This is a genomic window from Streptomyces sp. NPDC032822 (assembly GCF_055578825.1).
The window spans coordinates 103,386-117,253 of the sequence record NZ_JBVIOL010000012.1; the positions used below are offsets into that span (position 1 = coordinate 103,386).

Consider the following 13,868-nt stretch of genomic DNA (forward strand, 5'->3'; position numbering starts at 1 on the left):
CAGGGGACCGCCGCCGCGCCCTAGGGGAGAAGGCTGCGGCGGCGGCCCTGGTGCCCGGCGGTGTGGCGTCGCAAGCCGCCGGACGCTTGCGGGCCCGGGTGGCCGGGTGGGCACACCGGCCACCCGGGGGCTCAGAGCAGTGCTTCGGCGGTGATGGGCAGTTCGCGGATGCGGCGGCCGGTGGCGTTGAAGACCGCGTTGGCGATGGCGGGCGCCACTCCGACGATGACGATCTCGCCGAGTCCCTTCACGCCGATCGGGTCGGCCTCGTAGTCTTCGCCATCGATGTAGATGGCTTTCATGTCGGGCATGTCCGCGTGTGTCGGCACGAGGTAGTCGGCGAGGTTGGCGTTGACGATCCGGCCGTCGCGGTGGTCGGTGACCGTGTGCTCCAGGAGGGCGTGACCGATGCCGCCCACCATGGCCCCGATCGCCTGGCTGTCGGCGAGCCTCGGGTTGACGATGCGGGCGGCGTCGTACACGCCGACCATGCGCCGCACCCGTACGAGGCCGAGGCGGGCGTCGACGGCGACTTCGGCGAAGGTCGCGGCGTAGGCGTAGAAGGAGAACTTCTCCGATTCCGGCGCCCCGGCGTACGAGCCCATCGCTTCGAGGTGGGGGCGGTTGTTGCGGGCCAGGAGGCGCTGGTACGTCTCCCCGCGTGTGGGCTCGTCCTTCACATACAGCCGGCCGCCTCGTACGACGATGTCTGCGGCGTCGGCCCCGTACAGCGGTGATCCCTCGTCCTCGACCGCGAGGGTGATCGCCTGCCGGCGCAGCTTGTCGCAGCCGTCCTGGACGGCGGATCCGACACTGGCCATGGTCTGCGAGCCGGCATGGACGGGAGCCGGGGGCATGAGGGAGTCGCCGAGCCGGAAGATCACCTGGCGCATGGTCAGGCCGAGGGCGTCGGCGGCGACCTGGGTCATGGAGGTCGCCGTGCCGGGGCCCATGTCGCTGGTCGCGGACTGCACCAGGGCGGTGCCGTCGGCGTCGAGCCGGACCGAGGCCTGGGCCGCGCTGCGCTGGGTGTCGTACACGCCGGCGGCCATGCCCATACCGATGAGCCAGTCGCCGTCACGCGTCGAGCGGGGCTTGGGGTTGCGCCGGTGCCAGCCGAACTCGCGGGCGCCCGCCCGGTAGCAGTCGCGTAGGCGGCGGGTGGAGAACGGCAGATGGGTGGACTCGTCGGCCGAGGGTTCGTTGCGCAGCCGCAACTCGATCGGGTCCAGGCCCAGTTCGTGGGCGAGTTCGTCCATCGCCGACTCGACGGGGAAGGCGCCGCTGGCGTAGCCGGGGCCGCGCATGAACCACGGGGTGCTCACGTCCAGCGGGACATGACGGTAGGCCTGACGGACGTTGGGCGTGCTGTAGAGCATCCGGCCGGGTTCCAGAACGTGTTCGCTGTGCCGTTCGTAGCGGGAGCTCTCGGTGCGGATGTCGTGCGCCGACGCGGTCAGGCGGCCTTGCCGGTTGCCGCCAAGACTCAGGTCGTACTCGTAGGCGGGCCGGAATCCCACGCCGAAGTACAACTGCCTGCGCGTGAGCACGAGCTTGACGGGCCGTTTCACTTCGCGTGCGGCCAGGGCCGCGGTGACGCAGTGCACGTAGGTACGGGCGGCACTGCCGAAGGCCCCGCCGACGAACGGCGAGATGACGCGGACGTCCTCGGGGGGAATGCCGAACTCACCGGACAGGGTGCGCACGGCGCCCACCACGTTCTGGGTCTTCTCCCAGACGGTCAGCCGGCCACCGTCCCAGCGGGCGACAGTGGCGTGCGGCTCCATCGGGTTGTGGTGGTTGCGGGCCATCCGGTACGTCAGGTCCAGCCGGACAGGGGCGGATTCCAGGGCTGCGTCGGCGTCACCGCGCGCATAGGTCTCCGGGTCGTCGGCGGGTTCGGCGTCGCTGATGTCGGTGGAGACAGGTTCGGCGTCGTAGGAGACCTGCACCAGGCCGGCGGCGTGTTGGGCGGTCTCCAGCGTGGTCGCCACCACGACCGCGACCGGCTGGCCGAAGAACCGGATGCGATCGTCCTGGAAGGGACGCAGCGGCTGGCCCGGCGGGAATCCCCCTTGGACGGGCGGCAGCTTGGGCGCGTTGAGGTGACTGATCACCTTCACGACGCCGGTCTCGGCTTCGGCGGCGCGGGCATCGATGCCGGTGACACGGCCCCGGCCGACCCTGCTCTCGACGAGCACCGCGTGCACGACCCCGTCAGGGCTGTTGTCGGCGGCGTACTTCGCCTGCCCGGTCACCCTCAGCCGTGCGTCGACCCGGGGCTCCGCCGCACCGACCGCTGCCTGCGGCTGGCTCATTTGCTGCCTCCTACGGTGCTCAGCTGGCGTTCGACGGTGCGCGTGAGCAGCTCGGCCTTGAACCGGTTGTGCGTGAGGGGGCGCGCCCCGTCCGCCGCATGCCCGGCGGCCTCCGCCCACAGCCGGTCCGAGGGCCGCTCGCCGATCAGGGCTTGCTCGACGGCGGACAGCTTCCACGGCACGGTGCCCACACCGCCGACGGCGACCTTCGCCTCGCGGATGACGCCACCTCGGATGTGCAGCGCGACCCCGGCCGAGGTGAGCGCGAACTCGTAGGACTGACGGTCGCGCACTTTCAGGTAACCGGACTTCAGCGGGCGCACATGGGCCGGGATCTCCACAGCGGTAATCAACTCGCCCTTGCGCAGGGCCTGTTCGCGGTTGGGCGTGCTGCCCGGCCGCAGCAGGAAGTCGGCGATGGTGACACGGCGCTCCCCGTCCGGGCCCAGCAGGTGCACGCTCGCCTCCAGCGCCGCGAAGGCCACGGCGACATCGGAGGGGTGGGTGGCCACGCAGGAGTCGGAGGTACCGAGGATGGCGTGGCTGCGGTTGTAGCCCTGCAGCGCGGCGCAGCCGGAGCCCGGCTCGCGCTTGTTGCAGGCGGCGCTCACGTCACGGAAGTAGGTGCAGCGGGTGCGCTGCATGATGTTGCCACCGATGGTCGCCATGTTCCGCAGCTGGGCCGAGGCGCTCAGCTCCAGCGCTTCGGAGATGACGGGATACAGGACACGCACCTTGGTATGGGCGGCGGCCTCGGCCATACGGACCAGGGCGCCGATGCGCAGGCCCCCGCGCTCGGTGACGGTGATCTCGCGCAGCGGCAGGGCGTTGATGTCGACCAGCGAGCCGGGACGTTCGACGGTCTCCCGCATCAGGTCGACGAGTGTGGTGCCGCCGGCGATGTAACGGCCGCCGCGTCGACCGGCGTTGAGGGCATCTCGCGTGTCCATGGCCTTGGTATAGGTGAAGGGGTGCATGGGGATCTGCCCTCATTTCCGGCCGACGGCCTGCTCGACCGCCCGCTCGATCTTCACGTAGCAGCCGCAGCGGCAGATGTTGCCGCTCATCCACTCCCGGATCTCCTCCGGCGAGCCGGTGTGACCCTCCTGGATGCACCCGACGCCGGACACGATCTGGCCCGGCGTGCAGAAGCCGCACTGGAAGGCGTCCTGGTCGATGAACGCCTGTTGCAGTGGGTGGAGCCGGTCACCCTGCGCCAGGCCCTCGATCGTGGTGACCTCGGCACCCTCCAGTCGCACGGCGAGCGTCAGGCAGGAATTGACCCGGCGTCCGTCGACCAGGACCGTGCAGGCGCCGCAGGCACCGGCGTTGCAGCCCTTCTTCGAGCCGGTCAGGTCGAGATGCTCGCGCAGCAGGTCCAGCAGTGAGGTGCGGTTGTCGACCGTGACGGTGTGCCGGACACCGTTGACCGTCAAGGAGAGGCGGCTGCCTGGCGGGCCCTCGGCGGCCACCGCTTCCTCGGCGGCGAGCAGGGGCGGCGCCGCGATCAGTCCACCCGCCACGGCGGCACCTCCGACAACGGTGGTCGCGGCGATGAAGGTACGCCGGGTGGGTGGTGTGGGGGACTCGCTGGGGGAGGTCGCGGCTTGGGGCGGACGTTCGGTCGACATGTCCACTCTCCCTCGGTGGGGGGTGCGGGTGATGGTCAGGGGCGTATCGATGGCCGAGCCGCACCGCGAAGACCCGTGCGGACTGCTGTTCCCGCCGGCGCGATGACAAGAGAGGGGTGGTGCCGCCGGACAGCAGGGCCGATTCGGCGCCCAGAGGTGTGTCGAGCGCGGCTCACCGGCCTTCCAGGCCCGGTAGGCACACCCATTCCGCCGGGCGCAGCCCGGCGAGGTCTGCGGAGCAGCGCGAAGCCGCCAACTCCGGCGAGGCCTTCCGGCAGCGGGACGTCACCGGCGGTCAGCGGGTCCGACACGGCCGTGTCGGACCCGCGCGGTTCGATGGCCAGGCCGTTCGACGGGTCCGCCGGCAGAGCCACCGGGAGGAGGGCACGGACGTCGGCCGATGTCGCGGCGCGAGCGTCACCGCCGACCGAGGAGCCGTCAGTGATCAGGGTTCGGTGCACCCGCCCAGCATTAACCTCTTGATTCGCACCAAGCAAGTACGCTTGCATCAAGCATCTTGATACTCGCTTCTCCGAAGACTCGACGCCCCTGCCCGGAACAGGGGTCGCCGGGGAGGACAGTCGACCGCCTCACCCACACGCGACTGTTCGATGAACGGACATCAGGGTTCGTGACGTGACACCAGGGGCGGAGAGTTCGACGTACAGGGATGGTCCCAGCAACTCGACCGCGAGCTGAAAGAGTTCCCGGTCCATCTGACGACGCCCCCGTTCCAGCATCTCCGCCCTCCAAGGAGTGAACGATGTCGCAGACCGACAACGACCGTCATGAGATCCGGCAGCTCGTCGAGAACTGGGTGCTGTGGCGCGATGCCGGAGACTGGGGCCGCTTCGCCACGGTCTGGCATCCGCGCGACGGCCGGATGAGCGCCACCTGGTTCCAGGGAAGCGCCACCGACTTCATCAAGGCCAGCCGCGAGGGCTTCGACAACGGCGTCAGCATCCTGCACTTCCTGGGTGGCCACACCGCGGACATCGTCGGCGTCCGGGCCGTCGCCCAGACGAAGATGACCATCAATCAGCGCGCGAGCGTCGACGGTGTCGAGGTCGATGTCGTGTGCACCGGCCGCTTCTACGACTTCCTCTCCCGCCACGAGGGTCGCTGGACCCTCGTGCGCCGGCAGCCGATCTACGAGAAGGACCGGCTCGACGTCGTGGACCCCGCCGCCTCACTGACGTTGGACCCCGAACTCCTGAACCGGTTCCCGACCGGCTACCGGCACCTGGGCTATGTGCAGACCAAGGCGGGTTTCACGGTGAAGGACGGGCTTCCCGGCCTCACCGGCACAGCAGTGGAGCAGCTCTACGGCGAAGGCGAGCAATGGCTGGCGGGAGCCTGATGAGGTTCACCCACGAAACCCTCCCCCAACGAGTGGTGTTCGCGACCGGGGAGTCACCCGCCGCCGTGGCGGCAGAGGTCGAGGCACTCGGCGGCTCCCAGGTCATGCTGATCGCGTCGGACCGCGAGAAGGAGCTGGCCGACCCGATCGCCCAGGAGATCCCCGTCGTCCTGCGTCACGAGGAGGTCGTGATGCACGTACCGGTCGAGGTCGCGCGACGCGCACGCTGGACGGCGGTCGACGCGGGCGCGGACATCCTGGTCAGCGTCGGCGGCGGTTCGACCACGGGGCTGGCCAAGGCGGTGGCGCTGACCACCGGGCTGCCGATCATCGCGGTACCCACCACCTATGCGGGCTCCGAGGCGACCAACGTGTGGGGCCTGACCGAAGGCGAGACCAAGACCACCGGCGTGGACGACAAAGTGCTGCCCGCCTCGGTCGTCTACGACGCCGGTCTGCTCACCTCCCTGCCCGGCGAGATGACGGTGGCCAGCGGCCTGAACGCGATGGCGCACTGCGTGGACTCGATGTGGGGACCGCGTGCCGACCCGCTCGACCGGGCGCTCGCGCAGGAGGGCATCCGCGCACTCGCGACCGGTCTGCCGGCGGTGGCCGACGACTCGACCGGCGTCGAGGGCATCGAGCAGACGCTGTACGGCGCCTACCTCGCCGCCGTCGCGTTCGCCTCGGCCGGCTCCGGGATGCATCACAAGATCTGCCACGTCCTCGGCGGCATGTTCCACCTCCCGCACGCACAGACCCACGCGGTCGTGCTGCCCTACGTGCTGGCCTTCAACGCCCCGCACGCTCCCGAGGAGGAGGCCCGGATCGCCCAGGCCTTCGGCTCCCGGAAGGCCGGTGCCGGACTGGCCGCCCTGCGCGCGGTGCTGGACGCGCCGAGGGCGCTGCGCGACTACGGCATGCCCGAGGACGGCATCGCCAAGGCGCTGGGGCCGATCACGCAGGCGATCCCCGACAACAACCCGGCCCCTGTCACCGACGAGAACCTGACCGCGCTGCTGAAGGCGGCTTGGGCCGGCGAACCGATCAACTGAAGGAGGCCGTCATGGCTACCTACGTCAACCCCGGCTCGGCCCCGGCCGGCGCCCGGGGCACCATCTGCCGCGAGGTGTCACCGGAGGAGCAGGCCGTCGAGCAGCAACTCGTCGACAACGTCGTGGCCTCCTTCGACACCTGCCGGGACCCGCGGCTGCGGGAACTCATGATCTCCCTGGTCAAGCACGTGCACTCCTTCATCCGCGAGGTCCGGCTGACCGAGGAGGAGTGGGAGACGGCGATCGGCTTCCTCACCGAGGCCGGCCACATCACCGACGACGTCCGGCAGGAGTTCATCCTGCTCTCCGACACGCTCGGCGCGAGCATGCAGACGATCAACGTCAACAACCAGGCCCACGAGGGCGCCACCGAGGCCACCGTCTTCGGGCCGTTCTTCGTCGAGGACTCCCCCGCCATCGAACTCGGCGACGACCTGGCCTTCGGTGCCCCCGGCGAGCCCTGCTGGGTCGAGGGCACCGTCACCGACACCGACGGCACCCCGCTCGGCGGCGCGCTCATCGAGGTCTGGGAAGCCGACGAGGACGGGCTCTACGACGTGCAGTACGAGGCCGGCAAGCGCGCCGGCAGGGCACACCTCTTCTCCGCGGCCGACGGCAGCTACCGCTTCTGGGGCCTCACCCCCACGCCGTACCCCATCCCCGACGACGGACCCGTCGGCAAGATGCTCGGCTCCGTCGGCCGCTCACCGCTGCGCGCCGCCCACCTGCACTTCATGGTGTCCCACGAAGGGAGGCGCACGCTGGTGACCCACATCTTTCCCGAGGGCGACCCGATCGGCCGCAAGGACACCGTCTTCGGCGTGAAGGACTCCCTGATCAAGCAGTTCGAGCGGCAGCCCGCCGGCACACCGACACCCGACGGCCGCGTCCTCGACGGCATATGGAGCCGGGTCCGCTTCGACATCGTCCTCGCCCCCAAGGACGTATGACCGTGTGTGCCGTCAGGTTCAGTGCCGATGCCGACGCACAGCGAGGTGGCCCGGTGGCAAACGACCGGAGCGGTCCGCACGGCAGGCGCGGAGCGTGAGCACCCGACCAACCAGGAGCGGCACAATCCGGAGACTTCGACGCGTTGGATTTCGTCGTCCGCTCCGGCCGGCAGCGGGACCGAGTCCGCGAAAGCGGTCAATGGAGGAGAGGCCCATGCCTCGCGCGCACGAGCCAGGACGCTCAGTCAGCTCTCGACTGTGGGACCTGCTGTTCTCCTTCGATCCCGATCACACCGAGCTGAGTCTCGCCGACCTGGTCCGGCGCACCGGCATGCCGCACGCCACCGCCAGACGCCTCGCGCTGGAACTCGTGGAGGCCGGCGCGCTGGAGCGCACCCGCGACAAGCGGTTCGCGATCGGTCTGCGGTTGTGGCGCCTGGGGACTCTCGCACCGCGCGCCGAGACGCTGCGCAGCGCCGCGCAGCCGTTCGTGGAGGACCTGTACACGGCCCTTCGTCAGCATGTGCAGCTGGCTGTCCTCCAGGGCGACCGGGCCGTGATCATCGAGCGCTTGTCGGCCGTCAACGCCGTCGGTCTGACATCCCAGGTCGGCGGCCTTCTGCCGCTGCACTGCTCAGGGGTGGGCAAGGTGCTGCTGAGCCACAGCAGTCCGGCCTTCATCGATGGGGTACTGGCGGGAAGGCTGCAACGCTTCACGCCCAGGACGATCGTGGATCCGGTCGAACTCCGTCGCGAACTGGCGTCCTGTCGCTCGACCGGAACGGTGGTCGTCAAGGAGGAGCTGAGCGAGGGGGCCGAGTCCGTCGCGACGCGCATCGTCGACGGCCGCGGCAAGGTCGTCGCGGCACTGTCGGTCGTGGTGGCCGCGGGCTCCATCAAGCTGCAGGCGACCGTTCCCTCCCTGGTCGCGAGCGGGCTGGGACTGTCCAGGAGTCTCGGCTGGCGGCCGGGCATCCCCATTGACACCTCGTAATCTCCGCCGGCCTGTGCCCCTCGACGGACAGGTTCGTCAGACGGACAGACCACCGCTCATCGGCAGCCACGATGCGCACCGTCAACAAGCCGGGTGCACCGTGAAAACTGCACGTCAGATGGCTTGGTGTGCGGGGGCACCGGCATCTCGGCCAGGTCCGGGGCGGTAGCGCATCGCAAGGATCATCGCCCAGCCGGAGCCTTCCGGCCTTGCGCACCGAAGTCGCAGGCCGGAAGACGGTCTTGGGAGTGCCCCCGACAATCTGCCTGACCCTGCCGCCTCGCGTCGTCGCATCCCGCTTCCGGTCGTGTGTGTCTGACCGGTTTCAGGCGGCTGGGCCCAGGGAGCGGGCCAGGGGCACGATGCTCCACCAGGTGACGCAGCGCAGGCACCACTCCAAGGGCCCGTAGCGGAACCGGCACAGCCACCAGTTGCTGAAGACGGCCTGTCCCGCGAGGATCCCCGCGGCCAGCAGCATGGCGGTGTCCCACCGCGCGGAGTCCTTGAGGCCGAGCAGCGGGGTGGCGGCGGTCACGGCGAGCGTGGCGGTGATGTAGTTGGTCAGTGCCATCCGGCCGAGCGGTTCCAGCACCGCAGACAACGGGCGGCCGAGCGGCGTGCGCAGCAGGAGCAGCAGGGCGGTGGCGTACGCGAGGGCGCCGAGCAGTCCGGCGCCGGCGGCGATGCGGGTGGCATACGGCCCGGCCGGCGCATAGGTGTGCTGCCACCACACCCCGGCGGCTGCCGCCGGGGCCGCCAGGGCGAGAACGGCGGCCAGTTGGCCGGTGCGGCGGTCCAGGGTGTGGGCGATGCCGAGGCGGGCGACCGCCAGGCCGAGCAGGAACAGGCCCGGGATGCTGGCAATGCCGCCGCTGACCAGAGTGACCGAAGCGGCGGTGCCCACCAGGCCGGCGGTCAGCACCAGCCGGGTCGGCAGCCAGGTGGCAGGCAGCAGGATGACGAGTCCGATGACCGCGTACGGAGCCAGCGCTTCACCGGGCTGGAGGAGTTGGTGGGCGGCGCCGAGCAGGCCCAGAGCGATCAGGCGGCGCACCAGAAGCAGCCGTGGATGGTTCGACCGCTTGGCGGCGCTGTCCAGGAAGACCGCGAAGCTGAGCCCGAAGAGGAAGGAGAAGATCGGGAAGAAGCGTTCCTGGACGAACAGGTCCAGGAACGCCGGGATGGGCAGCCAGTGGGAGGTGCTGGAGATCTGTTCCATGGGTGTGATCTGGTTGATGTTCACCAGGAGGATGCCGCAGAGCGCGAACCCGCGCAGGGCGTCGAGCGCGGTGATCCGCCGTGGGGTTTCCCGTCGGGGCGCGGGAGTCGGTGCCCTGTCGCTGAGCTCCGGAGTCGTGAGATTCATGAGGCTCACGATGCTGCCGAGTGGCGGCTGGGCGCTTCGGCCAGGGGGCCGATCGCCTTCGGCCCCCTGGCCGATCTTTCCGCCTGAAGCCGGGTACTGGCCGGGTGCGAGGGACGTCAGCGCGGTGCGGGCGCGATCCGGCGGCTCGGCGCCCTCGGGCACGGTGACGGTGACCTGGAGGCTGTTCTCGCCGCGCCACTCATGGCAACCCGGTCGGTGTCGCTGCCGACGGTGAGCGACACGCTCGCCGAGACACGGTCACGTCGACCCCGGCCAGGGCCCGGGTCGGACCGTAGGACTCCCTCGGACCGGTGCCCACCAGGGCGGGAGAGCCGGTGGTCGTGCGGTACGAGTTCATCGGGTGACCTCGACGGTGACGAGGGCGCACAGGACGAGGCACAGCCCGGCGAGTGCCGCCAGGGCCATGTCGAGAACATTGAGGATCTGCATGCCGTCGACGATCCCGTCGTACCGCCGTTTCCGGCCTCGGCCGCCGGGCCGGTCCGGCGTGGCCCGCATCGGCCGGCGGGCCGACCCGCTGCTCGGCCATACATCCGTACCCTTTGCGATGTGGAACCCGACAGTCCGATCTCCCCGGCCCTCCGGCGCGCCATCACGGCCTGCCTCTGCACGGTCCTGGCCCTGGTATGGCTGTTCGACCTGGTGTCCTACTACAACCCGCAGGGCCACTGGTCCAGCTGGCTGCCCTTGGCCTCCGGCCCACTCGCCGCCGCCGCGCTGCTCCTTCCCGCCTGGCGACCGGGTCCCGAACGGCGGGCCGGTGCCGCCGCACTGGGCTCCTTGGCCCTGACCGTGGGCCTGTGCGCGTATGCGCCGCTCGCCAGTGGTACGTGGGGCCTGCTGGAAACGGTCGCCCTGGTCGTGCTGCTCGCCCGGACCGCGCGAAGGGTGGAGCGCCCGGCCGCCGCCCTGACGCTGTCGGCGGCACTGGCCGTCGCGGTGATTGCCATGCCCTTGCGAGGGGGCACGGACCACGGCACCCTCCAGTACTCCTTCGCGCTGACGTTCATCGTCGCCGGCGCTGCCGGCCTCGCCGGCTACCTACGCCTCCTGGACGCCCGCCGAGTCCGGGCCGTGGCCTCCGTACGCCACAACGAGCGGCTGGAACTCGCCCGGGACCTGCACGACTTTGTCGCCCACCACGTCACCGGCATCATCGTGCACGCCAACGCCGCGCTGGTGATCCAGGAGACCTCGCCGGAGCAGATCAAGCCCCTGCTGGAGGGCATCTCCCGGGCCGGCGGGGAGACCCTGGACTCCATGCGCCGACTGGTGCGGGTGCTGCGCGAGGACGACCACCAGGCCGCACGCCCGGGTGAGCTGCCGACCGAGCTGAAGCGCCTGGTCTCCACGTTCGCCGAGAACGGAACCGCCGCGACGCTGGACATCGCGCCCGAGATGCGCGGGATCCGGCTGGCCCCGGAGGTGGAGACGTCCGTCCACCGCGTGGTGCAGGAGGCCCTGACGAACGTACGCCGCCACGCCCACGGCGCGGACGTCGTCGTTCGCCTCGCACTCGACCCCCAAGGTCGCCTCCGCGTGGAGGCGCGCAACACAGCGCCGCAGACGCGCGCCGGCGGGCCGACCGGCGGACGGGGCGGCTTCGGCCTGGTGGGCCTGCGGGAACGCGTCGAGGCCGTGGAGGGGTCGCTGACCAGCGGTCGGACAGCGGACGGCGGCTGGTGCGTGAGTGCCGCCTTTCCCGTCCTGGCGGCTGTGGAAGGATCACCGTCATGAACGACGGCAGTGATCGCAACGGCCCACGGACGCGGGTACTGATCGCCGACGACCAGGAGATGGTCCGCACCGGCTTCCGGCTGATCCTCGGCAGCCAACCCGACCTGGAGGTGATCGGCGAGGCGGCCGACGGCGCCCAGTGCGTCGAACTCGCCCGCAGGATGCGTCCCGACGTGTGTCTCGTCGACATCCGCATGCCCAGGCTGGACGGTCTGGAGGTCACCCGGGCCCTCGCCGGACCGGGCGTCACCGACCCGATGCGCGTGGTCGTGGTGACCACCTTCGACCAGGACGACTACGCCTACACCGCCCTGCGCAACGGCGCCTGCGGCTTCCTCCTCAAGGACGCAGGCTCCACCCTGCTGATCGAGGCCGTGCGCTCCGCCGCCCGCGGGGACGCCCTGGTCTCCCCCGCCGTCACCGTGCGACTGCTCAGGCAACTCGCCGGACAGCAGCCGCCGGCAGCGGTGCCGCATCCGCTGTCCGAACGGGAGCTCGACGTCGTACGCCTGGTGGCGGTGGGCCGTACCAACCAGGAGGTGTGCGGCGAGCTGTTCGTGTCCCTGGGCACGGTCAAGACCCATCTGGCCAACATCAAGGACAAGCTCGGCGTGCGCAACCGCGTCGAGATCGCCGCCTGGGCCTGGGAAACCGGTCTCGTACACGACCGCCAGACGCCGCCCGCCTGACGCGTGGGTCGGCCTGCGGGCCGACCCCGGCCGCACGCTGTCGGCCGCCAGGCCGAAGCGCGGCCGCAGTCCTGCGGGCCACTCTCCTGGTGACAGCCTCACCGCAGCAAGCGCATCGCAGGAGAGAACCATGAAGAAGTACGTCGCTGTATCCCTGGCGACCGCCACCGCCGTGGGCGGGCTCGCGTTCGTGGCCGCACCGCGGCTGCTGAGCACGGAGTCGACCAGCAGCGTCGGTTCCACCAGGAGCGTGAGCCGTGCGGAGGTCGAGAAGCAGGTCCGCGAGAACTACTCCCCGCCGCTCATCCGCAAGACGCCGAAATCCGTGAACTGCGCCGGAGGCCTCAGGCCGCGACAGCGCGACTCGGTCGAGTGCACGGTGACGTCCGGGAACGGGAAGCGACAGCAGATCATGGTGTCCGTGACCAAGAACGACGGAAACAGCGTCTCCTACGACTACGTGGTGCTGGCGGGCTGACCGCCGCGGCGATTCCTGGTGGGGACGACGACAGCGCCTCGATGCCTCTCACGCCGGCCGGACTCATGAGCGCGTCGACGGAACGCAGCGCCTCAGCGGGATCCGGGGACTGCACAGGCCGCCCGCGGGACAGCAGCGCCGGTCCAGGGCACGGACGACCTCGTGCAACCCAGTGGGTGCCGAACGGTGCGGCAGCCGGCCCGCCGGTATGACCGCCGCGGCCGGCGATCGTGGGAATGGGCCTGACGTCCGTCAGGAGAGCGCTCCTGCATCAGCCTGGACCGTCGTGACGGCCCGCCCGTTCTCGGGGCCGGCCGTCACGGTTTTGGATGATCGCCGACGAACGTCGCCAGAGACACTAGCCTCGGGCGGCGGACGCGGCGGCCACTTCCTCGAAGGACGCGGGTTCACGGCCGAGCAGCATCCGCAGGACGTTGCTGTTGCCGCGCAGGCCGTGCCGGTCGTAGTCCTGCCACATGGCGCGCATGTCCGGTCCTCGGGACGGATCGTCGGCCAATGGGGGCGGGAGCGGCGCTTCCTCCCAATCGATCGTCCTCGCCTCGAGATCCACACCTCGTGCTCGTCCCGCGAGGCGCACGGCCTCGGCCGGCGTGGTGGTGGGTCCCGCCAGCTCGTAGGTCGCCGAGTCATGGCCCTGCTCGGACAGCACCTTCACGCCGACTTCCGCGAGTTCGCGCAGATCGATGAACGAGAACTTGTTGTGGACGTCGAACGGCACGTTCACCGGCCCCGCGGGAGCCCTTCCCCACGTCGACAGGACGATCTGGGCGAACATCGACGGCTGGAGGATCGTCCAGTCCAGATCCGAACCCCGCACGGCGGCCTCGGCGTTCGCCTTGCGCAGGTGGTGACGCAGCCCCGGGGTGTGCGGGTGGAGGACGGACAGGTACACGAACCGGCGCGCGCCCGTTTGCTCGGCCGCCTTGAGCGCCCCGATCGCGAAGACGTCCTCCTCCGGATGGAACGCCGGAGGAATCATGAACACGAAGTCGGCGTTCTTCACTGCTTGGCGGACGGCGTCGGGCTCGGCGAGATCGGCCTCGACGATCTCGTCGACGCCCAGAGCGGCCACCCGTTCACGGCCTCCCGGACCGTGCACCACTGCGCGGACCCTGAACGGAGACCGCTGTGCCGCCTCCAACAGGTACGTACCGCAGAGCCCGGCCGCCCCGATCACCGCGAGCAAGGGCGGCTCTTCGCTGCGTACGGCTTCCGTTTCGGACACTTTCGGGTTTCCTCTCGCTGGTC

The 13,868-nt window shown here is 70.4% G+C and carries 12 protein-coding genes; 7 read left to right on the forward strand and 5 right to left on the reverse strand.

Annotated elements, in window-relative coordinates; all coding sequences use genetic code 11:
• Positions 1 to 131 precede the first annotated feature (131 nt).
• The 3 genes from ACZ5VD_RS30400 to ACZ5VD_RS30410 are packed head-to-tail and all read right to left on the reverse strand — an operon-like array spanning position 132 to position 3,949.
• On the reverse strand, positions 132 to 2,318 hold the full coding sequence (locus ACZ5VD_RS30400) for a xanthine dehydrogenase family protein molybdopterin-binding subunit (protein ID WP_468551652.1): 2,187 nt from the start codon (positions 2,316 to 2,318) through the stop codon (positions 132 to 134).
• On the reverse strand, positions 2,315 to 3,295 hold the full coding sequence (locus tag ACZ5VD_RS30405) for an FAD binding domain-containing protein (RefSeq protein WP_468551651.1): 981 nt from the start codon (positions 3,293 to 3,295) through the stop codon (positions 2,315 to 2,317). The genes ACZ5VD_RS30400 and ACZ5VD_RS30405 overlap by 4 nt, the downstream gene beginning before the upstream one ends.
• A 12-nt stretch (positions 3,296 to 3,307) precedes the next feature.
• Complete coding sequence (locus tag ACZ5VD_RS30410) at positions 3,308 to 3,949, reverse strand: (2Fe-2S)-binding protein (protein ID WP_468551650.1); 642 nt, start codon at positions 3,947 to 3,949, stop codon at positions 3,308 to 3,310.
• 763 nt (positions 3,950 to 4,712) lie between these two features.
• Here ACZ5VD_RS30410 and ACZ5VD_RS30415 point away from each other — a divergent pair.
• From ACZ5VD_RS30415 to ACZ5VD_RS30430, 4 genes are all read left to right on the forward strand, one after another.
• Positions 4,713 to 5,309: a nuclear transport factor 2 family protein gene (locus ACZ5VD_RS30415; protein ID WP_468683911.1), complete on the forward strand. Its 597-nt coding sequence runs from the start codon at positions 4,713 to 4,715 to the stop codon at positions 5,307 to 5,309.
• Positions 5,309 to 6,364, forward strand: coding sequence for a maleylacetate reductase (locus ACZ5VD_RS30420; protein ID WP_468683912.1), 1,056 nt, complete (start codon positions 5,309 to 5,311; stop codon positions 6,362 to 6,364). The genes ACZ5VD_RS30415 and ACZ5VD_RS30420 overlap by 1 nt, the downstream gene beginning before the upstream one ends.
• Before the next feature lie 11 nt (positions 6,365 to 6,375).
• Entirely contained in the window at positions 6,376 to 7,314 is a 939-nt protein-coding gene (locus tag ACZ5VD_RS30425) for a dioxygenase family protein (protein WP_468683914.1), read from the forward strand.
• Positions 7,315 to 7,528: 214 nt separating this feature from the next.
• Positions 7,529 to 8,308, forward strand: coding sequence for an IclR family transcriptional regulator (locus tag ACZ5VD_RS30430; RefSeq protein ID WP_468683915.1), 780 nt, complete (start codon positions 7,529 to 7,531; stop codon positions 8,306 to 8,308).
• A gap of 325 nt (positions 8,309 to 8,633) precedes the next feature.
• On the opposite strand, the gene ACZ5VD_RS30435 is transcribed toward ACZ5VD_RS30430, so the two are convergent.
• Positions 8,634 to 9,674 carry a DUF418 domain-containing protein gene (locus tag ACZ5VD_RS30435; protein WP_468683916.1) on the reverse strand — a complete coding sequence of 347 codons (1,041 nt, stop codon included), beginning with the start codon at positions 9,672 to 9,674 and terminating at the stop codon, positions 8,634 to 8,636.
• A gap of 570 nt (positions 9,675 to 10,244) precedes the next feature.
• Here ACZ5VD_RS30435 and ACZ5VD_RS30440 point away from each other — a divergent pair.
• The 3 genes from ACZ5VD_RS30440 (at position 10,245) to ACZ5VD_RS30450 (ending at position 12,599) form a co-directional block, all read left to right on the forward strand.
• Entirely contained in the window at positions 10,245 to 11,432 is a 1,188-nt protein-coding gene (locus ACZ5VD_RS30440) for a sensor histidine kinase (RefSeq protein WP_468551644.1), read from the forward strand.
• A complete protein-coding gene (locus tag ACZ5VD_RS30445) occupies positions 11,429 to 12,121 on the forward strand; it encodes a response regulator (protein ID WP_468551643.1) in 693 nt (230 codons plus the stop codon). Before ACZ5VD_RS30440 ends, ACZ5VD_RS30445 begins: the two co-directional genes overlap by 4 nt.
• Before the next feature lie 130 nt (positions 12,122 to 12,251).
• The gene (locus ACZ5VD_RS30450; RefSeq protein WP_468551642.1) at positions 12,252 to 12,599 is read left to right on the forward strand and encodes a DUF4333 domain-containing protein; all 348 of its coding nucleotides are present in this window, start codon (positions 12,252 to 12,254) and stop codon (positions 12,597 to 12,599) included.
• A gap of 358 nt (positions 12,600 to 12,957) precedes the next feature.
• On the opposite strand, the gene ACZ5VD_RS30455 is transcribed toward ACZ5VD_RS30450, so the two are convergent.
• Complete coding sequence (locus ACZ5VD_RS30455; RefSeq protein WP_468683917.1) at positions 12,958 to 13,845, reverse strand: SDR family oxidoreductase; 888 nt, start codon at positions 13,843 to 13,845, stop codon at positions 12,958 to 12,960.
• Between the last annotated feature and the right edge of the window lie 23 nt (positions 13,846 to 13,868).

What these genes read in the sequence shown, in the direction of transcription:
- ACZ5VD_RS30400 (WP_468551652.1), bottom strand. Translation starts at nt 2,318, where the DNA reads ATGAGCCAGCCGCAGGCAGCGGTCGGTGCGGCGGAGCCCCGGGTCGAC.
- ACZ5VD_RS30405 (WP_468551651.1), bottom strand. Translation starts at nt 3,295, where the DNA reads ATGCACCCCTTCACCTATACCAAGGCCATGGACACGCGAGATGCCCTC.
- ACZ5VD_RS30410 (WP_468551650.1), bottom strand. Translation starts at nt 3,949, where the DNA reads ATGTCGACCGAACGTCCGCCCCAAGCCGCGACCTCCCCCAGCGAGTCC.
- ACZ5VD_RS30415 (WP_468683911.1), top strand. Translation starts at nt 4,713, where the DNA reads ATGTCGCAGACCGACAACGACCGTCATGAGATCCGGCAGCTCGTCGAG.
- ACZ5VD_RS30420 (WP_468683912.1), top strand. Translation starts at nt 5,309, where the DNA reads ATGAGGTTCACCCACGAAACCCTCCCCCAACGAGTGGTGTTCGCGACC.
- ACZ5VD_RS30425 (WP_468683914.1), top strand. Translation starts at nt 6,376, where the DNA reads ATGGCTACCTACGTCAACCCCGGCTCGGCCCCGGCCGGCGCCCGGGGC.
- ACZ5VD_RS30430 (WP_468683915.1), top strand. Translation starts at nt 7,529, where the DNA reads ATGCCTCGCGCGCACGAGCCAGGACGCTCAGTCAGCTCTCGACTGTGG.
- ACZ5VD_RS30435 (WP_468683916.1), bottom strand. Translation starts at nt 9,674, where the DNA reads ATGAATCTCACGACTCCGGAGCTCAGCGACAGGGCACCGACTCCCGCG.
- ACZ5VD_RS30445 (WP_468551643.1), top strand. Translation starts at nt 11,429, where the DNA reads ATGAACGACGGCAGTGATCGCAACGGCCCACGGACGCGGGTACTGATC.
- ACZ5VD_RS30450 (WP_468551642.1), top strand. Translation starts at nt 12,252, where the DNA reads ATGAAGAAGTACGTCGCTGTATCCCTGGCGACCGCCACCGCCGTGGGC.